The following is a 19,422-nucleotide window of genomic DNA, read 5'->3' on the forward strand; positions in this document are numbered from 1 at the left end:
AGCTCAGCGTGGCAGGGAGACAGTTATCGTCGTGCCTCCGTCTAAGCCTCGTCTGCAACTTCTATGTCTCCGTCTGTCGCATCTAGGTCTCGTCGCAGGTAACGTTAGAAGTAGAGGCATCGAGACGTGTGGACAGATTATGCAAACGCAACTCAAATGCCTTCTCAAGCAGAGGCATTGGCAAGAATATGGAACCTTCTGCAGCGAATACGATAGGGCCGCCAGAGAGGTAGACGAAAAACTCTCCGGGCGGCACCCAAGTAGGGCACAATTTTACCGCTGGCTAAGTGGCGATCTTAAGGAATTGCCCTACCCTCACCACTGTCGGGTTCTAGAGAAAATGCTCCCAGACTGGAAGGCCGAGGAACTGTTCCGACCGGCAACAGAAGAGGCCATCCAGATAACTGAAGGGGCCTTCAGCGGTTCCGGGGATCCGGAGACGCACAACTATGCGCAGGATGTAACGATTTACCTGGACGCAACCGAGCAGAATAGCCGAACCATCGCAGGCCGCGTTCGTTCCGCATCCGACATATTCTTCATGGCGCATACGGGCTACGGGTTCATGGTAAACCAGTATCAGTGGGCGGTGCGAGACGCAGTATCTAATGGATGTCGACTGCGAGTTGTAGTCTCAGCGCCTGACGGCCATGTAATGCAACAACCTGAGCTCAGGAAAAGGCTGTGTCCGAGCGCCAGGCAGCAAGGCGAGGTCCATGACACCCTCGTGACATGCGCGCGCCATCGTGAACGTGCGGCAGAATTCGACACGGCCGAAAACGTTCAAGCGAAGGTCTATGCTGGCGTACCCAGCATGAACATCGTGAAGACCGACGCATGGCTTCGCGCAATACCCTACATGCCTCTGCTTGATGCAGGCGAGTGCCCTATATTTGAGTATCATTTCGACCCTGATGCCCCGTCCCCACTCCTCCGGAAATTCTTTATCTCCATGGAACGAGTCTGGGATGATGCCCAATCAGTAGACCTGGAAGAGCTCTCCCATCAGGAGTATGAACCCTGAGAATGGGCGTCAAAAGCGGCGTTGACGGGGGCGGATGGGCGTGACGGTGGTTGAGACGTTCTTGTTGAGCTGCTGCCGTAGGGCTTTGTTGTCGTGGTAGAGGGCGGCGATCGCGGTGTGGGCGGCTTTGAGTTTGTTCTCCAGGAGGGTGCATTCCTGGGTCTTCTTCGTCAGGCGCCTTTTGAGGTCGGCGATGGTCGCGTCGCGTTTGGCTTCGCCAGGGGTGGCCTTGCCGTGGGCGGCGATGTGCGCGTCCCACTCGGCCGTGATCGCGTGTGCGCGGTTCATGGTCGCGCGGCTGACCTGGGCTTCTTTGTAGAGGTTCTCCTTCGTGAGGCGGCCGTCGGTTCGTTGCGGACGCCCTTCGAAGAGGCGGGTCATCGCGGCCCGCAGCACGGCGGCGGTCTTGGGGCTGACCTGGTCTTCGAGGTCGCCGTCGGCGGGTCCGGTCACTGGGGCCCACCTGCCATCTTGAGCACGTTGCGGGTGATGTCGAGTTCGCGTTCGGCGAGGTCTCGGCGGCAGGCAGGGACGGTGGGGTTGTTGATGAGCTGGAGCTGTTTGCGCTGGTAAGAGTCGTAGATCGGTAGGTGCTCGGGGCCGATCATGCTGTTGGCACATCGGTCAGGCCGGCAGCGTTCGTCGAGCGGGCCGACGTGTCCTTCGGGGACGATCGCGTTCTCCAGGCAGGCGGCACCGACGGGGTTGGTGTGGTCAGCGGTGCAGTTGTTGAGCATGCCGAACCTGATGTGGATCCTGGTCGTTCGCAGGAGGGTCTCAGCGGTTCGAGCGTCGCCGTTGCGGGCCTTGACAGTCGCGGCGATCTGGTCGAAGGCGTCCTTGACGCGTTCGGCGCCGGGCCCGAATCCGATCTCCTCGCCTTCGGTATGGCGGTGGTAGAGATCTTTGATCTTGCGGAACTTGACGTTGTCCAGAGCACCTTCGAGGTATTTGGCCCACTCGGTGTCAGAGGCTGCGTAACTCTGGGTGGTGGCGTTGGCGAGGGCCCGTGCGGCGATGTGCTTGAGCTGGATGCCGGTGGCGATCTCGGAGCCGGGGAACTGGTCGGTGAGCATGGCCATCGTGCGGCGGAACATGTGGGGCCGGATGTAGGCGGTGGGGATCTCGTCGAGCCCGGTCGTGGCTCGGTTGGCATTCGTGAAGGCCACGAACGCGGCCAGCATCCTGACTCCGAGGATGGCGCCGTCCTGCTTGCTGGCGGTGACTGGGGAGAAGATGCGTTCGGGGTGCAGGGAGATCGCTTCGGCGACCGTGAGGGCCTCAACGACGGGTTCGGCAATCCACCAGTGCTTGCCGGGGCGCTGGGTGGTGCCCTTGATCTTGGTGGAGGCGATTGCGGGGGTGCTGTAGTGCTCGACGACGGGCTCGCGCAAGATCTCGTGAATCTCCGAATCGCGCATCATGGACAGGCCAACGACCAGGACGAATGCGGCATCTCGCAGTGCCGTTTTGAGGTCGGTCAGGGCCCGGCGTTCGATACCGGGGTGCCATCCTCCGGTGCTGCCGTCCGGCCGGGTGACCTGGTGGAGCTCCCCGGTCAGGGCATGAGTTGTGATCCGTCCTTCGGCCGCCGCGTCCAGGATGAGGACGCGCCGTCGCTTCGCTGCTGGAGAGTTCGAAGAAAAGGCATTGGAGCGGGTGGACGCGTCGAAGCCCATGAGAAGTAGCAGAAGGTTCCAATTCACCTGCGGGGTCTGGTCCTTCGATGCTGCGGGATGGGCAGGGACCTTGTTTTGAGGGTCCGCGAGCCACTCCTCAAGTCGTGCGTCAAAGCCGAGCATGGAGGAGGTCGCGACGGCCAGGAGCTCGCTGATGCGACGGTCAGCGCGCAGGACGTCGGGGGCGAAGTCGTGGATGTAGGCCCAGGCGGCCCTGATCAGCGGGAACCAGGTCTGTGGAGGAACACTGGGGGTGGAGAGCTTTCCCGTCCTGTCCCGGGTGTCGCGGGCGACGTTGCGGGCACTCTGGCCTGGCCACGGATCTCCGGCGGGCCAGGGCAGGCTGAGGGCCGGCTCGGCCGCCGCCAGGCTCTTGAGGGTAGCCACGTGGCCTCGGACCGTTCCCGTGGCGGTGCAGGCGTCAGCCAGATCGGTGATGCGTTGCCGCAGGTCCTCCACCGTCCATGCGTCGGGGTGAGCCGGAAGCCCGTTCTTACGGCCCCAACGCGCTGCTGTCCGAAGGCGCGAGGCGATGTGGGCCAGGGTTCGCGGGTCGCCAGCCCTTTCCAGGACGACGCCGCTCTTGAGGACCTGGGGATGCCGCGGGTTGAAGGCGAACATGATGAACTCGCGAGCCAGCAGATTCCAGTACGGGTCCTCCAGCTCCAGGCTGAACATGACCTTCCAGCCGCTGGCGGAGGTATTGGCGGGCCTCTTGAGAACCCCGTTGAAGTCCCAGCAGCCCGTGTCGCCGAACCGGGGGACGTAGGCGCCGGGCTCGCGAGCCCCAGGAAGTAACGAGCGGCCGGCGACGACGGGCTCGTCGTCCCGGAACAAGGACGGGCGTCGTTGCTGGGGCAGTGTGACGATCATGCGTCGAACTCCGTGTTCGCGGCCAGTGGCAGGTCCAGGACGGCCTGGCCGGCTTCGATGTGCTTGAGGGCCAGGGCGGTGTCCTCGGGCGTGCGGTCCTTCAGGACAGCTCGGAGGTTCACCCAGCTCTGCCCCCATAGCCGGGCGAAGACCGGCGGGGCCAGGACCGTACGAAGTCTTTCCAAGTGCCGCTGGAAGAGCAGCAGTTGGGGCAGATTGGAAGGCAGGATCCAGGCATTGCGGCACTCCAAGCAGCGCAGCGGTGCGACGCCGCAGAGTTCGCCGGGGCGGCTGTAGGGCCCCTGGTAGGGGTTTTTGCAGTGGGAGACGCCCATGTCGAGCTGGCCGGACATGATGGCCTCGGCCTCCTCGGTGGACAAACCGGTGTCCTTGAGCAGGTCGTGGTCGACGGCTGCGGAGAGGTCCGGGACGACGGTGGGGCCGTCGACGCGGTCGAGTGCCTTGTCGAACCAGTGCTGCTGAGCTGTGGTGATCGTCCGGCCGGACAGGATCCGAAGGGTGGTGCCCTGTGCGTAATGGCCGGCGAAGGCTTCCTCGGTGTGATCGTCCGCTGCGTCGCTGATGCGGCCTTCGGTCACGATGGCCTTCTCGACCTTGACCGATTTCCGCAGGCGGCCGATGTTCCGGTCGCCCTTGATCTCGATTCCCATGGCGTCCAGCCAGTGGCCGAACCTCTTCCGGGACTGGGGATCCCATTTGCCGAACTCGGGGGTGAGGCTAGGCGAGACGGCGGCGGTGACGAAGAGCGTGTCGGTGACGTGGGGCGCCTTGGCGCGGACCCGGGCGGTGGTTTCCAGGAGCTGGCGGACCACCGCGCTGGCCTCGCGCCGCGGCCAGTCCACGGTGACCTGATCGTCACTCGCACTCTGCGGCTCCGGCTCGTCGGCGGGTGCGGGCTGGTCTCGAAAGGCCCTGTGCCGCAGCAGTCCGGCCCTGTTCTTGAGGAGGGTGAGCCGGACTCCCTTCGGCAGGAACTCCACCTGTTTCTCGCCGAACCCGGTGACCTCTTCCGAGGTGTAGCCGGTCGCGTCCATCAGCAGGACGCGGAAGGCGTGCAGGTCCAAGGTGTGCGGATACAACCTCGCGAACAGCTGTCTCACCAGTTGCTGTCGCGCCGACTGCGGAACGAGGGGCCTGCCGGGGGCGGCGGCGAACTCCTTCAGTTCTGATGGCCACTCTCGGGACGGAGGTAGGTGTCGGCGGATGTCGTCGGGGGTGATCTGCTCGTGGGCCAGTCCGCAGAGCAGGTCAGCGATGCTGGTCCAACTGCCCGCGTCGGGGTGCTGTCCTTGCTCGGCAAGAGCCCAGCCCTCGTCCAGGCGCTTGCGGGTGGCGTGGACGCTCTGCCAGGCGGCGCGGACCAGGGCCCGCTTCTCCGGCCGGGTGAACTCGTCCCGTTCCGTCTTCTCGCCGCTGCCGAGGAGTGCGGGCCCGCGAGCCCACCTGGCCAGGTCCGGTGCAACATCACGATCGGAGTGGTCGTCGCGACGCACGACCAGCAGCCGCAGTCCGGCGGCCATCACCGCGGGATAGGTTGAACTCGGAGCGTAGGTCTCTGGCAGGGATAGTTCCCAGCCGATCAGCAGGTCAAAGAACCCCTGATCCGTCAGGCTCACCGCCTCTGCCTGTGGCCCGAGCTTCTTGTCGACGTACTCGCAGAGCCGGTTGATCGCCATCTGATAGGTCCTCGCGTGGGCCGTGATGGCGGTCGCGGCCACGTACTCCACCCACTCGTCCGCCAGTTGCATGGCCAGCCGTGTGCAGCGAAAGCCTGACGGGTCCACTGCCAACAGCTCTCTGGGGATGCTGATCACTCGGGGGCCGATGCCACCTGGCGGGACGGGATTCGCCAGGGCCATGAGCAGGCGTTCGCGTTCCTGCTTGCTCCGATACTTCCGGCGCGGCTTCGACATCAGCGAACGCCCTTCGTGCTAGCCAGGGCGTGGGAGGCGATCTCGGCGTAGGTCGCCTCGTCGTCGCCGACCCAGCTGGAGAACGCGGCCTCGAACTCGTTGATCAGGTCGTCCGTGTACTGGAGGTACTGGTAGGTGGTCTCCGGGTTGGAGTGACCGAGCCGACGGCTGACGATCAGCAGCGGATTGTGCCGGATGTGCCCGGTCAAGTAGGAGCGGTGCCGGCGGCGGCGAGCCTGCATGTCCGGCTCCTCGCCGTCCATGGCGTTCTCCAGATAGGTCAGCAGTTGCAGAGCGTACGTGTGTCTCAGGTCGTGCCATCTCCAGCGCCGCGTGGGCAAGTGCGGGGTGGTCCGGTCGGCGAGCTCGATCATGCGCGTCCATGCCCGGTGGCGGTAGCCTTTCCAGGCGTCCGCCCCCGGCATCAGCCCGCCGCGGCAGACGAACAAGGACAGCGCCTCCAGGCCGGACTCACCCTCGTGGACGGTGATCCGCCGCAGCTTGGCGTCCATGGCCGACATCTCGAACTCACGCACGACACCGTCCAGGACGCCCCGCACCCACCCACCCGCGACGTCGACCTCACCGACGACGAACAGGTCGCGGGCCTTGCGCTCCAGCCCGCAGGCGGCCCTGCGGACGATGTCCGGACGCTCCAGGAGACAGAACAAATCTGCGGAGGCGACCGCATCCTCAGGGACGTAGACGGTGCGGGCTTTGCCGTACTTCGCGCATGCCTGAACCGTGTACTCCACGGCCCCGCCCGGCATCCCGGGCCACAGCCCCATCTCGGGAAGCAGCACCGTCGACCACTCCCGCCACCGTCCCCCCGTTCCCAGGGCCAGATCGGAACCGGCCCGGCCACGCAGCGGTGACCACCCGCGAAAGCGCTGGTCAACCGTGGCGTTGGGCAGCTGTCCCCCCAGTCCCACGTCCCGGAAGTACCGGTACTGCTCGAAGTTCAGATGCCGGATGTCCATGCTGGACCGGACCTGCGGCGCCAGCGCGTTGCGTCCCCGTGCCGCCACCCGCGCCGGCCGGTGCGTCAAGATCTTGCGGTCGACGAGGAACCCGTAGAGGTCGTCCTGGACAAACGACTCCTTGCCCCACGCCGACCAGCCGATCGGCTTCTTCTGCCACCGGGTCCGCTGGTCCCGGTACGAAACGAGATCCGACTCCACCGCAGACAGCACGTCGCTGCCCAGGCCAACGAGGTAGTCATCCAGGCGTCGAACCGCCCGCCCATAGTCCCTCAGCGTCGTCTCGTCCAACAACGCCGTCGATAGATACCTGCCGTACTCACACAGAGGAGGCACCGGCATCTGCGACTCCTCGTCGAGGAACACCGGCGTCCCGTCGAGCACACCCCGCCGCTTCAGCAACGCCTCTACCTCCGCCGCGGAGATGACGTCACTGTCCAGGAACCTCTCCAGCAGCCCAGACTGCACAAAGGCAAGATCCACTCCAACCCCTCCTCAGGGGCCCGGAGAGGAACTCCCGTCAGCTCACCTGTCTCACACCATCACAACGGATCGAGACTGAACCACAGATCTCATGAGACAGATCTGAACAGCGGAAAGAAGAAGTGGCTCAACAGCAGCATCGGCACCTCGTCGACGCCCAGCCGCCGCAGACAGCGGTCGACGGCTCTCGGCTCGGGCCCGGCGTCGACGAGCACCGCGCTGTGCGGGCGTCCGGTGGCGAGCACGAGCGCGTCTCCCTGGCCGACATCGCACGCCACCATCCGCCAGTCCGGTGGCGGCCACCCGGTGAGGCCCCTCGTCAGGGGTGCCGGGCGGACCACGGCCAGCAGCAGGACCAGCGCGCACGCCCCGCAGACCCACGGGCCGCGCAGCACCCGCCCCGCGACCAGGAGGAGGACCACCGTCGCCGCCGCCAGCCACAGCCCGCCGGCCCAGCCGCCCGGCCAGTCCAGCTCGGCCCCGGGCAGCCCCGCGCCGGTCCGGGCGACGGTCGCCGTCCACCGCGCCGGCCAGCCCGCCAGCCAGGCGAGCCCCTCGGCGAGCGGCGGCACGAGCGGGGCGGCGGCGAGCGCGGCGAACCCGAGGATCGTGGCGGGCGCGACCGCCGGCTCGGCGAGCAGATTGCACGGCACCGCCACCAGGCTCACCCGCGCCGCCAGCACCACGATCACCGGCGCGCACACGGCCTGCGCCGCGCCCGCCGCCGCGAGCGCCTCCGCGATCCGGGGCGGCACCCCGCGCCGCCGCAGGCCCGCCGCCCAGCGCGGGGCGAAGGTCAGCAGGGCGCCGGTGGCCAGGACCGAGAGCAGAAGCCCGTAGCCCCGGGCCAGCCACGGGTCGTAGAGGACGAGCAGGAGAACGGCCCCCGCCAGCGCGGGCAGCAGGCCGCGGCGACGGCCCGTCCCGATGGCCAGCAGAGTGATCAGCCCGCACACGGCCGCCCGCAGCACGCTCGGCTCGGGACGGCACACCACCACGAAACCGAGCGCCAGCCCACCGCCCAGCACCGCCGTCAGCCGCAGCGGGATCCCCAGCCGGGCCGCCAGCCCACGGCGCTCGGCACGCGAGGCGAGATGCGGCGGCCCGATGAGCACGGCCAGCAGCACCGCCAGATTTCCCCCGGACACGGCGAGCAGATGCGTCAAATCCGTGGCCCGGAAGGCCTCTTCGAGGTCGGAGGGGACGCGCGAGGTGTCCCCGACGACCAGGCCGGGCAGCAGCGCCCGGGCATCCGGCGCCAGCCCGTCGGCCGCCTCCCGCAGGCCGGCGCGCAGCCGCCCCGCCACCCGCTGCACCACGGACGGCCCCGCGACGATCCGCGGCGGGCCGCTGTCACCGACCCGGACGACGGCCGCGACGCGGTCACCCGACCGGGAGGGCGGCATCAGCCGGCCTTCCACCCTGAGTTCGGTGGAGGGCAGCAGCCCGAGCCACGACTGATGGGCCATCAGCAGCACCGGCGTGCGGACCGCTGTCGTCACCCCGCGTGCGGTGGTCACCCGGGTCGCCTCGGCCTCCACCACGACGGCGGGCGCGACCCGGACCGAGCCCCGCACCCGTGGCCGAGTCGGCCTCGGGTCCCCGGTCAACGTCACCTCGACGGTCGCCTCGGCATGCCGCCGCGCCAGCTCCGGCACCGGCCCGCGCCGGCTGTCGACCCCCGCCAACCCACCAACCGCCGCCCCTGCGGCGGCACACAGCACCACAGCCGCCACCGCGCCGGCGATCCCGGCCCCGCCCGCTCCCCCGCCACCGCCCTCGGCACCGCCCCCGGTGCCCCGGCGCGCAGCCGCCACCAGCAGCAGCGCGCAGGTCACGAGCACCGCCGTCCCGCAGGCGACGGCCACCGCGCGGCCCTCCGCCGTCAGGGCGACCGCGGCGGCGGCCCACGCCGCGAGCGCGGGCCCGACCAGCCGCAGGTCGGCCGGGGCGGCCTCCCCATCCCCTCCCGCCGAAAGAGCGCCCGTATCGGTGTCAGCGACCCGTGTCATGGCTGGACCAGCGGCTTGAGGTCGGTGAAGCGGCGGGCGCCGATGCCGTTGACATGGCGGAGGTCGGAGACCGAGCGGAAACCCCCGTGCTGGGTGCGGTAGTCGAGGATGTGCTGGGCGAGGACCGGACCCACGCCCGGGAGGGCGTCGAGCTGTTCGAGCGTCGCGGAGTTGAGGCTGACCGGCCCGGCTCCGGCAGGCCCGGCGCCGCCGCCCGAGGTCGATGCCGGGCCTACCGGCCCCGGACCACCCAGTACCGGACCTCCCTGCGCCGGGCCTCCAGGGGTGGGGCCGGCGCCCACCACGATCAGCTCCCCGTCCATCAGCACGCGCGCCCGGTTGAGCCCCGCCGTGTCCACTCCCGGCCGCGCTCCTCCGGCGGCTTCCAGCGCGTCCTCGACCCGTGAACCCGGCGGCAGGCGCTGGACCCCGGGGCGCCGCACCTTGCCCGCCACGTCCACCACCAGGCTCCGGGCCGACGGGACCGGGCCGGAGCCGGGCGCCGACGGACCAGGACCAGAGCCAGGCGCCGGCGGGACGACCGCCTCCGGCGGCGACGCCGCCACCGGTCCCTCGCGCGCCGGCACCCGGACCGTCCGTGGGCGCCCCGCCCAGAAGTGGTACGCGCCCAGGGCGACCGCCGCGACCAGCACGGCCGTCAGCGCCGCGAGCGTCCTCGGCGCGATGCCGCACCGCACCCGCACCCACAACGGCAGCCGGTCTCCCAGCGCGGCCATCACCCCACGCGGGCGCAGCCGCCCTCGCGGGCGCACGGTGCCGGCGCGGGCGTCGGCACCGGTCCCGGGATCGGCCGCCACGCGGTCGCGCAGCGAGCCGAGGCCCAGGTCGAGGGCGGTGACGGTACGTGTCGGAGAAGGCGCGAATGAAGTCATGCCGTCACGCTAGGTGACGCCGCCTGATCCTGTCCGGAAGCCTCAATTCCTGTGGACTACCGGCGGGTTGTGGAAAAATCCGTCACCCACAAGAGGACTCTCACCTCGCCGAGACCACCACGCCCAGCAGCCCCGGCCCCGTGTGCGCCCCGATGACCGCGCCGACCTCGCTCACATGGAGCTCCGCCAGCCCCGGCACCCGCTCCCGCAGCCGCTCCGCGAGCAGCTCGGCCCGCTCCGGGGCGGCCAGGTGATGCACCGCGACGTCGACCGGCGCGGCACCCGCGCGCTCGACGACGATCTCCTCCAGCCTGGCGATCGCCTTCGACGCCGTACGGACCTTCTCTCTCAGCTCGATACGGCCCCCGTCCAGCTGGAGCAGCGGTTTGACGGCGAGCGCCGAGCCGAGCAGCGCCTGGGCGGCGCCGATGCGCCCGCCGCGGCGCAGGTAGTCGAGGGTGTCGACGTAGAAGAAGGCGGCCGTACCCTGCGCGCGCTTCTCCGCCGCGGCCACCGCCTCGTCGAGCGTGCCGCCCGCCTCGGCGGTATCGGCGGCGGCGAGGGCGCAGAAGCCGAGGGCCATCGCAACCATGCCGGTGTCCACGACCCGTACCGGCACCGGAGCCTCCTTCGCCGCGAGGACCGCGGCGTCGTAGGTGCCCGAGAACTCGGAGGAGAGGTGGAGGGAGACGATGCCGTCGGCACCGGCCTCGGCGGCGGCGCGGTAGGCGGCCGCGAAGACTTCGGGGGCGGGGCGCGAGGTGGTCACCGGCCGGCGCTTCTGAAGGGCCTGGGCGACCGACCGGGCCGAGATCTCGGTGCCCTCCTCCAGCGCCTCGTCGCCCAGGACCACTGTCAGCGGTACGGCGACGATGTCGTGCCGCTCCATCGCCCGAGCGGGCAGGTAGGCCGTGGAATCAGTGATGATCGCGACATGGCGGGACATGCCCCGGAGGTTACCCGCCGGGCCGTCGCCACGGCAGTGCGGGCCCCGGACCGCTTGATCGTTTCCGCTGGTCAGGGCCGCTTCGCTCAGGCGGGGCTTTCCGGACGCTTGACCTTCTCCCATGTGTACCCCCACTGCCGGGAGGCATCCCTGCCGCTTATCGCGGGCCGCTCGGCCTTGGTCTCGGCGCCCGTCTTCTCCGTATCCTTCGCCGCCGCCCCCGCGTCGTCGGCCTCCCAGTGGCGGAGCGCGCCCGTCTCCATGCGGATCTGCTCGCTCAGCAGCGACAGTTCGTCGCCGGCGAACTGCCGGGCCCGGTCCTGGGCGGCGAAGCGCAGGGAGTCGGCGGAGTGCGTGATCTGCTTGGTGCGCTCCCGGAGGTCGGGCAGGCAGGCGGCGACACGCTCCCGGTCGGGCTCGGTCTCCAGCTTGCGCAGGTCTTCGTCGAGCTCGCGGCCGTGTGCGCTGAGGCGGTCGAAGAGGGCGAGGGACTCGGTCAGGGAAGCGTCGTCCTTCCGGCTCTCCCGCAGCACTTCCTGGGTGGCGCGCATCGACGTCCGCAGCGAGAGGCGCAGCTCGGCGACCTCGCCCGCCGGGCCGGCCTGGGTGAACTGCCGGGCCTTGAGCCGGGTGTCCTCGACCGTGCGACGGGCCTGGGTGACCGCCTGGTCGACGCCGCGCTTGACGGTCCGGACCGTCTTGACCGTGGCGATGACCGCCAGCGCCACGACGAGCGCACAGATCAAGGCGATGATCACGGCCGCGGCTACCATACGCGCTCCTCAGCAAGCGGGACACGAGCGGGACACTCGGCGAGCCCCCGAGAGGACCCGTCGGCGGGACGGCCCCCGCCTCCTCTCCACCGTAAACGCTACGGGCAGGCCGCGGGTTCCTTCGGAACCCCCAACCTGCCCGTAGGGACAAACCCCTAGCGCCCGCCCCGAGGCATTACGCCGGGACGATGTTCACCAGCTTCGGCGCCCGCACGATGACCTTGCGGATGCCCGCGCCGCCCAGCGCGGCGACGACCGCCGGGTCGGCCAGCGCGACCTTCTCCAGCTCCTCGTCGGAGATCGACGGGGCGACCTCCAGGCGGGCCTTGACCTTGCCCTTGATCTGGACGACGCAGGTCACGGCCTCGTCGACCAGGTAGGCCGGGTCGGCGGCGGGGAAGTCCGCGTGGACGACCGAGCCCTCGTGACCGAGCTTGCGCCACAGCTCCTCGGCGATGTGCGGGGCGAGCGGCGCGATCAGCAGCACCAGGCCCTCGGCGACCACGCGCGGCACCTCGGGCAGCTTGGTGACGAGGTTGTTCAGCTCGGTCACCTTGGCGATGGCCGTGTTGAAGCGCAGGTTCGCCATGTCCTGGCCGACGCCGTCGATCGCCTTGTGGAGGGCGCGCAGCGTCGCCTCGTCGGGCGCGGCGTCGACGACCGTGACCTCGCCGGTGTTCTCGTCGACGACGTTGCGCCACAGGCGCTGGAGCAGCCGGTACTGGCCGACGACGGCGCGGGTGTCCCAGGGGCGGGAGACGTCCAGCGGGCCCATCGCCATCTCGTACAGGCGCAGGGTGTCGGCGCCGTACTCGACGCAGATCTCGTCCGGGGTGACGGCGTTCTTCAGGGACTTGCCCATCTTGCCGAGCAGTCGGCTGACCTTGCCGCCCTCGTAGTAGAACGCGCCGCCCTGCTCCTCCACCTCGGCGGCGGGCACCGCGATGCCGCGCGCGTCGCGGTAGACGTACGCCTGGATCATGCCCTGGTTGTAGAGCTTGTGGAACGGCTCGGCCGAGGAGATGTGGCCCAGGTCGAAGAGGACCTTCGACCAGAAGCGGGCGTACAGCAGGTGGAGCACGGCGTGCTCGGCACCGCCGACGTACAGGTCGACGCCGCCCAGCGGCTGGCCCTCGCGCGGGCCCATCCAGTAGCGCTCGGCGTCGGCGGAGACCAGCTGCTCGTCGTTGCGCGGGTCCAGGTAGCGCAGCTCGTACCAGCAGGAACCGGCCCAGTTGGGCATGGTGTTGGTCTCGCGGCGGTACGTCTTCGGCCCGTCGCCCAGGTCCAGCTCGACGTTGACCCAGTCCTGGTTGCGGGAGAGCGGGGTCTCCGGGGAGGTGTCCGCGTCGTCCGCGTCGAAGGTGCGCGGGGTGTAGTCGTCGACCTCGGGCAGCTCCAGCGGGAGCATCGACTCGGGCAGCGCGTGGGCGACGCCGTTCTCGTCGTAGACGATCGGGAAGGGCTCGCCCCAGTAGCGCTGACGGCTGAAGAGCCAGTCGCGCAGCCGGAAGTTGACGGTGCCCTCGCCGATGCCGCGCGCCTCCAGGTGGGCGATCACGGTGCGCTTGGCCTCGTCGATCTGCATGCCGTTGAGGTCGAGCTCGGCGTTGGCCGAGTTGATGGCCGCGCCCTGGCCGTTGTAGGCCTCGCCCTCCCAGCCCTCGGGCGGCTGGACGGTGCGGACGATCGGCAGCTCGAAGACGGTGGCGAACTCCCAGTCGCGCTCGTCCTGGCCGGGCACGGCCATGATCGCGCCGGTGCCGTAGCCCATCAGCACGTAGTCGGCGACGAAGACGGGGACGCGCTCGCCGGTGAGCGGGTTGAGGGCGTACGCGCCGGTGAAGACGCCGGTCTTGTCCTTGCCCTCGGTCTGCCGCTCGACGTCGGTCTTGGACTGCGCCTGCTTGCGGTAGGCGGCGACGGCCTCGGCCGGGGTGCCCGCGCCGGCGGTCCAGACGTCCTTGGTGCCTTCGGGCCACTCGGCGGGCACGATCGCGTCGATCAGGTCGTGCTCGGGGGCCAGCACCATGTAGGTGGCGCCGAAGAGGGTGTCGGGGCGGGTGGTGAAGACGGTGATCTTCCGGGCCTCGTGGCCGGCGACCTGGAAGTCGACGCGCGCGCCCTCGCTGCGGCCGATCCAGTTGCGCTGCTGGAGCTTGATGGCCTCGGGCCAGTCCAGGGCGTCCAGGTCGTCGATCAGGCGGTCCGCGTAGGCGGTGATCCGCATGTTCCACTGGCGCAGCTTGGACTTGAAGACGGGGAAGTTGCCGCGCTCGGAGCGGCCGTCGGCGGTGACCTCCTCGTTGGCCAGCACGGTGCCCAGGCCGGGGCACCAGTTGACGGGCGCGTCGGAGGCGTAGGCCAGGCGGTAGGCGCCCAGCAGCTCGTCGCGCTCGACGGCGTTCAGCTCGCTCCAGGCGCGGCCGCCGGGGACCTCACGCCGGCCGCTCTCGAACTCGGCGACGAGCTCGGCGATCGGGCGGGCCTTCTTCGCCTCCGGGTCGTACCAGGAGTTGAAGATCTGGAGGAAGATCCACTGGGTCCACTTGTAGTACTCCGGCTCGATCGTCGCGAACGAGCGGCGCTTGTCGTGGCCCAGGCCCAGCCGGCGCAGCTGGGCCTTCATGTTCTCGATGTTCGCCTCGGTGGAGACCCGGGGGTGGGTGCCGGTCTGCACGGCGTACTGCTCGGCGGGCAGGCCGAAGGCGTCGAAGCCGAGGGTGTGGAGGACGTTGTGGCCCGTCATGCGGTGGTAGCGCGCGTAGACGTCCGTGGCGATGTAGCCCAGGGGGTGGCCGACGTGGAGGCCCGCGCCCGAGGGGTACGGGAACATGTCCATGATGAACTTCTTGGGGCGGGCGACGACGGCCTCGTCGCCGGCCAGCTCACCGCTGGGGTTGGGCGCGGCGTACGTACCGTTCGCGTCCCAGAAGTCCTGCCAGCGCGCCTCGATGTCAGCGGCCAGCGCGGCCGTGTAGCGGTGCGGGGCGGCCACCTCGGCGGCGGTGGGGGTCTCGCTCATCGTCCTCAAAGCTCCATCGATCGTCGTCTGTCGCCTGTCCGCTCGCGGTCCGGAGCCATAGGGCCCGGGCCCGCAAATGAAAAAACCCCTCGCACAGGAGGGGATGCCGCGCCGATGCCGGTCCGGACCGCCGAAGGGTCGGCGGTCACCTGCCGGTGCTTGATCAGCGCGGCTCGCTAAGCAGAAGGCGTACGGCACGCATGGGGTCAGGTTACCCCAGCGGGCCCGGGGCCCGCACCGAAGCACGGTGCGGGCCCCGGGGGGCTCGGCGGGGGCCGAGCGGGGGTCGGACGGGGGTCAGCGGCGCTGACCGGGCACGTACGAGGTCACGTAGCCGTCGGCCGGGGTGCCGACGCCGGTGACGTTGTCGTACCCGACGGTCGCGGAGAGTGAGCTGTCGGCGCCCAGGGTGCGCAGCGAGGTGAGCAGGCCGCCCTTGGCGTCGACGCCGTTGGCGTAGTCGACGCGGACGTCGGCGATGCTGCGGCCCTGGCCGAGCGGGTGGTCGGTGACGTCGTGGTAGGCGCCGGTGCCGTAGCGGTCGTAGATGGCCGGGTTGGCGAAGCCGATCGGGACGCCGTGCCGGGCCTGCTGGGCCAGCGCCTGGACGCCCGCGATCACGGGCGCGGCCAGCGAGGTGCCGCCGATGCGGTACTCGTCGTACTTCACCGAGCCGTCGGGGAAGGTCTGCGTCTGGCCGACGAGGAAGCCGGTGGTGGAGTCGGCGACGGCCGCGATGTCGGGGCCGACGCGCATCGGCTTGTCGGTGCCGTTCGACTTCGCCAGCGTGTCGGGGACGACGCCGCGCTGGTAGAAGGGCTGCTCGAAGACCTTGCTGGTGCCGCCGCCGGCGCCGCCGGTGAAGGCGCCGGGCATGCCCTCCCAGGTCAGGCCGTCCTTGGACAGCGCGGCCTTGTGGGTGCCCCAGCCGGTCTCCCACAGGTACTTGTCGCCCTTGCCGACGGCCAGGGAGGTGCCGCCCACGGAGGTGACCCACGGGGAGTTGGCGGGCGTGTCGACCTGCTTCACACCGTGCTTGGCGACGTTGTCGCCGTCGTCGCCGGAGGAGAAATAGAAGCCGATGCCCTCGACGGCGCCCTTCTGGAAGACCTGGTCGTAGGCGGCGGCCACGTCCGGGGACTCGTTGGCCTCGACGTCGCCCCAGGAGTTGGAGACGATGTCGGCCAGCCGGTTGTCGACGATCTTGTGCAGGGAGTCGATCAGGTCGTCGTCCTGGCAGGAGGAGCCGGCGACGTAGACGATGTTCGCGTCGGGGGCGACGGCGTGCACGGCCTCGACGTCGAGGGTCTCCTCGCCGTACCAGCCGGCCGCGTCGCACTCCTTGGGGTCGGCGTGCGTCCAGGCGGCGGGCAGCACCTGGGAGTACTGGCCCTTGCGGTAGGCCTTGTCGCCGTTGCGCTTGGCGTACTGCTGGATGTCGGCGGCGATCGTCGGGGAGGCGTAGGCGTCGGTGATGGCGACCGTCACGCCCTTGCCGGTGAAGTTCTTCGCCCCGTAGACGGCGCGCAGCTGCTTTCCGGTGTAGCCCTTGATGGCGTACGGGGCGTGGTCGCCGTACGCGGAGGGGAGGCCGGTGTTGACGTTCGAGCCGTAGTACGTGGAGAACGGGCCGGCGTTGCGGAAGCCGGCGCTCGGGCCGGGCAGCGTGTCGCGGTGGTGGGTCAGGCGCGGGGCGTTGTTCAGGCCCACGACGGTCAGGACGGCGCCGTCGAGGGCGGCCGGGACGGAGGCGTTCCGCGCCGGGGCGTGGTAGGTCTTCCCGTCCTTGACGTAGTTGTGGAGCTCGGTGCCGAACGCCTTCCGGGCGGCGGCCGCGTCACCGGTCACGGTGACGTAGTGGTCGTTGACGCCGGTCACCGTCAGGCCGGAGGACTTCAGCCAGTCGGTGACCCGGGCTATCTGGCCCTGGGTCGCGCCGAAACGTTCCTTCGACTGCTGGGCCGTCAAGTACTTGCCGTACGAGGCGGACTTCGGGTCCGAGACGGCACGCGCGTACGCGGCCAGGCCCTTGGCGTCACGGCCGGCGAGGTAGACCCGTGCGGTGACGGCCTTCTGCTCCGGGACGGCCCCCTGGTCGGCACTGGGCGTCGCCCACAGCGGCTTGGTGCCCGCCAGCGACTGGCGGTCGTGCGGGCCGGAGTCGGCGTGGGCCGCGGGCACGCCGAGCGCGAGCGCTCCGGCGACCAGCGGCAGGGCCGCCGTCAGGGACAGGACGGCGCGCGTTCTGGAACGGTGGCTTGGCCGGCGTGAAGTCAAGGAAAACCCCCTGCGATGCGAATGGTCGGCCACACTCTGACCGATAAACCGTTCACTCAGGGGACATGTGTTCACCAAGAAGTGATCAAAGGAGAACCACGAGCACGCAATCAAATCGCCTGCGAGGGTGGTTTGTTGGGAAAGCGGCGGCTTACGGATCGAACTCGCGCCGAACGAACAGACGTTAGCAGCGGGGGACGGTGGCGCACCGGGGTTGCGCGAAGCGGGCCGCGCGGGCCGGTTCGCTGCCTAGCCTGCCGGGGCATGGACCTCCACCGCTTCCTCGACCAGGCCGGCGGCGTGCTCGCCCTGGTCTCGCTGACCGCGACCGTCGTCTGGGGGCTCGTCGCCGCCGACCGCCTGGCCCTCGGCCCGCGCGGCCGGCTGCTCGCCCAGGCCGTGCACCGGGCCCTCGCAGTCGGCGCGCTCGGCTTCCTCCTCGTGCACGTGGGCGTCAAGGTCGCCGAGGCGCACGCCTCCACGACCGGCGCCCTGATCCCCTTCGCCTCCGGCATCGGCGGGCGCGCCGGGCTCATCGGGCTCGGCTCGCTCGCGGGCTATCTGCTGGTGCTCGCGGCCGCGACCGGCGCCCTGCGCAGCGTCTTCGCCGGGCGGGGGCGCGCGGCGGCGCGGCGCTGGCGGGTGCTCCACGCGAGCGCGTACGGGGCGTGGTGCACGGCGTTGCTCCACGGGCTGAACGCGGGGCGGGAGGCGGCGGGGTGGGTGACGGGGTGTTATGTGGGGTGTTTGGTGGGGGTGGCGCTCGCCCTCGCGGTTCGGCGTTTCGGGGTGCCTCAGTTGCGGCGGTTCGTCGTACGCCGACGGCCGGTGGGGGCGCATGCGGCGGGGAGGATGCCCCAGTCCCGCCCTTTCTCCCCCAGCTACCGCTGGGAGGTGCCCCCAGTTTCCTGGGGCTCCGCCCCAGACCCCGCTCCTCAAACGCCGGAGGGGCTGAGTTCCTCACGCGGACGGGCTGAACTCACATGACCCTCCCCGAACTCCCCGACGTGCTCGTTCTCGGGCTGCCACGGCTGACCGCCGGGTTCGACGACGCGGCCCGGCTGGACCGGCGCGCCCATCTCGCCGTGCACGGCTCGATCCCGCGCCTCACCGAGGACGAGCTGACGCGGCTGGCCGAGGCCGTCGCGTTGCGCGGCCGGGGTGGGGCCGGGTTTCCGTTCGCGCGGAAGGTGCGGGCGGTGGGCGGGGCCGCGCGGCGGCGCGGCACGCCGCCCGTGGTGGTCGTCAACGGGTGCGAGGGCGAGCCCGCGTGCCGCAAGGACGCGGTGCTGCTGCGGCGCGCCCCGCACCTCGTGCTGGACGGCGCGCTGCTCGCCGCCGAGGCGCTCGGCGCCCGGACGCTCGTGATCGGGGTGACCCGTACGGGCACGGAGGCGTCCGTACGGGAGGCACTCGGCGAGCGCGGTCTGTCCGACCGGCGCGGGCGGGCCGTGCGCGCCCGGGTCGTACGCCTCCCCGAGCGCATGGTCTCCGGGGAGTCCTCCGCACTGCTGCGCGCCGCGAGCGGTGGCCCCGCGCTCCCGCCGGGACGGCGCGGCCACGCCACGACGGCCGGGCTGGACGGCCTGCCGACGCTGCTGTCCAACACCGAGACGTACGCCCAACTCGCCCTCGCCGCCCGGCTCGGCACCCCCCGCTACGCCTCGACCGGCACCCCGGACGAGCCGGGCACCGTCCTGCTCACCGTCTCCGGCGCGGTGCCGTTCCCGCGCGTCGTCGAGGCCCCCGGCGGGGTGGCGCTGTCGTACGTCCTCGCCCAGTGCGGTACCGAGGCCGCGCCGCAGGGCGTGCTGGTCGGCGGCTATCACGGCGGCTGGCTGGACGCGGCCGCCGCTGCCGGGACGGCCCTCTCCAGGGGCGCCCTCGCCGCTCACGGCGCGACCCTGGGCGCCGGGGCGGTGCTGCCGCTGTCCGGCGACACCTGTCCGCTGGGCGAGGCGGTACGGGTGGCGCACTGGCTGGCGGCCGAGTCGGCGGGGCAGTGCGGCCCGTGCCGGCTGGGCCTGCCGACGCTGGCCGGGGCCCTGGCGGACGTGGTGGCCGGGGGCGGGCGCGGTGCCCTGGAGGCCGTACGGGAGGCGGCGAGGGCCGTCCGGGGGCGGGGGGCGTGCGGGCACCCGGACGGGGCGGCGCGCTTCGCGCTGAGCGCGCTGGCGGCCTTCACCGACGATCTGGCCGCGCACGTCCTGGGCGGCGGCTGCGGGCGGCCCACGGCCGGGCTGCTGCCACTGCCCGGTGACGGGAACACGGAACCGGGGAACGCGGCCGGAAAGCGGCTCGCCGTGGACTGGACGCTGTGCGAGGGGCACGGCCTGTGCGCGGGGCTGCTGCCCGAGCTCGTACGGATGGGCCCGGACGGTTTTCCGGCGCTCGCGGACGCCGGGGTGCCCGGACATCTACGGGGGCGCGCACAGCGGGCCGTACGCCGCTGCCCCGCGCTGGCGCTTCGCCTCGACGCCCCCTGAGCACGACCCTTGAGAACGGGGCGGCGCACAAACGCCG

General features: G+C 70.7%; 12 protein-coding genes and 1 pseudogene. 3 read left to right on the plus strand and 10 right to left on the minus strand.

Annotated features, from left to right (window positions below):
- Positions 1-139: 139 nt before the first annotated feature.
- A complete protein-coding gene (locus ACX9I7_RS01805; protein WP_459386295.1) occupies positions 140-1,024 on the plus strand; it encodes a hypothetical protein in 885 nt (294 codons plus the stop codon).
- Positions 1,025-1,033: 9 nt separating this feature from the next.
- Here the strand turns inward: ACX9I7_RS01805 and ACX9I7_RS01810 are convergent, their stop codons facing one another.
- The 10 genes and pseudogenes from ACX9I7_RS01810 to ACX9I7_RS01855 form a co-directional block, all read right to left on the minus strand.
- Positions 1,034-1,477, minus strand: a complete 444-nt coding sequence (locus ACX9I7_RS01810; RefSeq protein WP_459386296.1) for a hypothetical protein — start codon at positions 1,475-1,477, stop codon at positions 1,034-1,036.
- Positions 1,474-3,576: an integrase gene (locus ACX9I7_RS01815; protein ID WP_459386297.1), complete on the minus strand. Its 2,103-nt coding sequence runs from the start codon at positions 3,574-3,576 to the stop codon at positions 1,474-1,476. The genes ACX9I7_RS01810 and ACX9I7_RS01815 overlap by 4 nt, the downstream gene beginning before the upstream one ends.
- Complete coding sequence (locus ACX9I7_RS01820) at positions 3,573-5,345, minus strand: hypothetical protein (RefSeq protein ID WP_459386298.1); 1,773 nt, start codon at positions 5,343-5,345, stop codon at positions 3,573-3,575. Before ACX9I7_RS01820 ends, ACX9I7_RS01815 begins: the two co-directional genes overlap by 4 nt.
- A 164-nt stretch (positions 5,346-5,509) precedes the next feature.
- Positions 5,510-6,973, minus strand: coding sequence for a site-specific integrase (locus ACX9I7_RS01825; RefSeq protein WP_459386299.1), 1,464 nt, complete (start codon positions 6,971-6,973; stop codon positions 5,510-5,512).
- Positions 6,974-7,092: 119 nt separating this feature from the next.
- Positions 7,093-8,985 (minus strand): annotated as a pseudogene (locus tag ACX9I7_RS01830) (ComEC/Rec2 family competence protein); the annotation flags it as partial.
- Positions 8,982-9,878 (minus strand): helix-hairpin-helix domain-containing protein, encoded by an 897-nt coding sequence (locus ACX9I7_RS01835; RefSeq protein WP_459386300.1) that lies wholly within the window; start codon positions 9,876-9,878, stop codon positions 8,982-8,984. The gene ACX9I7_RS01835 and the pseudogene ACX9I7_RS01830, both read right to left, overlap by 4 nt.
- Before the next feature lie 100 nt (positions 9,879-9,978).
- The gene (locus tag ACX9I7_RS01840) at positions 9,979-10,824 is read right to left on the minus strand and encodes a DegV family protein (RefSeq protein WP_459386301.1); all 846 of its coding nucleotides are present in this window, start codon (positions 10,822-10,824) and stop codon (positions 9,979-9,981) included.
- Positions 10,825-10,910: 86 nt separating this feature from the next.
- Positions 10,911-11,597 (minus strand): hypothetical protein, encoded by a 687-nt coding sequence (locus tag ACX9I7_RS01845; RefSeq protein ID WP_387575872.1) that lies wholly within the window; start codon positions 11,595-11,597, stop codon positions 10,911-10,913.
- A gap of 175 nt (positions 11,598-11,772) precedes the next feature.
- Entirely contained in the window at positions 11,773-14,622 is a 2,850-nt protein-coding gene (gene leuS, locus ACX9I7_RS01850; protein ID WP_459386302.1) for a leucine--tRNA ligase, read from the minus strand.
- A gap of 297 nt (positions 14,623-14,919) precedes the next feature.
- The gene (locus tag ACX9I7_RS01855; RefSeq protein WP_459386392.1) at positions 14,920-16,848 is read right to left on the minus strand and encodes a S53 family peptidase; all 1,929 of its coding nucleotides are present in this window, start codon (positions 16,846-16,848) and stop codon (positions 14,920-14,922) included.
- A gap of 315 nt (positions 16,849-17,163) precedes the next feature.
- Here ACX9I7_RS01855 and ACX9I7_RS01860 point away from each other — a divergent pair, with 315 nt between their 5' ends.
- A complete protein-coding gene (locus tag ACX9I7_RS01860; RefSeq protein WP_459386303.1) occupies positions 17,164-17,886 on the plus strand; it encodes a hypothetical protein in 723 nt (240 codons plus the stop codon).
- Positions 17,883-19,385 (plus strand): NADH-ubiquinone oxidoreductase-F iron-sulfur binding region domain-containing protein, encoded by a 1,503-nt coding sequence (locus ACX9I7_RS01865; RefSeq protein ID WP_459386304.1) that lies wholly within the window; start codon positions 17,883-17,885, stop codon positions 19,383-19,385. The genes ACX9I7_RS01860 and ACX9I7_RS01865 overlap by 4 nt, the downstream gene beginning before the upstream one ends.
- Positions 19,386-19,422 lie beyond the last annotated feature (37 nt).

The organism is Streptomyces sp. L500, from assembly GCF_054551825.1.

What these genes read in the sequence shown, in the direction of transcription:
- leuS (WP_459386302.1), bottom strand. Translation starts at nt 14,622, where the DNA reads ATGAGCGAGACCCCCACCGCCGCCGAGGTGGCCGCCCCGCACCGCTAC.
- ACX9I7_RS01845 (WP_387575872.1), bottom strand. Translation starts at nt 11,597, where the DNA reads ATGGTAGCCGCGGCCGTGATCATCGCCTTGATCTGTGCGCTCGTCGTG.
- ACX9I7_RS01860 (WP_459386303.1), top strand. Translation starts at nt 17,164, where the DNA reads ATGGACCTCCACCGCTTCCTCGACCAGGCCGGCGGCGTGCTCGCCCTG.
- ACX9I7_RS01840 (WP_459386301.1), bottom strand. Translation starts at nt 10,824, where the DNA reads ATGTCCCGCCATGTCGCGATCATCACTGATTCCACGGCCTACCTGCCC.
- ACX9I7_RS01815 (WP_459386297.1), bottom strand. Translation starts at nt 3,576, where the DNA reads ATGATCGTCACACTGCCCCAGCAACGACGCCCGTCCTTGTTCCGGGAC.
- ACX9I7_RS01835 (WP_459386300.1), bottom strand. Translation starts at nt 9,878, where the DNA reads ATGACTTCATTCGCGCCTTCTCCGACACGTACCGTCACCGCCCTCGAC.
- ACX9I7_RS01865 (WP_459386304.1), top strand. Translation starts at nt 17,883, where the DNA reads ATGACCCTCCCCGAACTCCCCGACGTGCTCGTTCTCGGGCTGCCACGG.
- ACX9I7_RS01820 (WP_459386298.1), bottom strand. Translation starts at nt 5,345, where the DNA reads ATGCAACTGGCGGACGAGTGGGTGGAGTACGTGGCCGCGACCGCCATC.
- ACX9I7_RS01805 (WP_459386295.1), top strand. Translation starts at nt 140, where the DNA reads ATGCAAACGCAACTCAAATGCCTTCTCAAGCAGAGGCATTGGCAAGAA.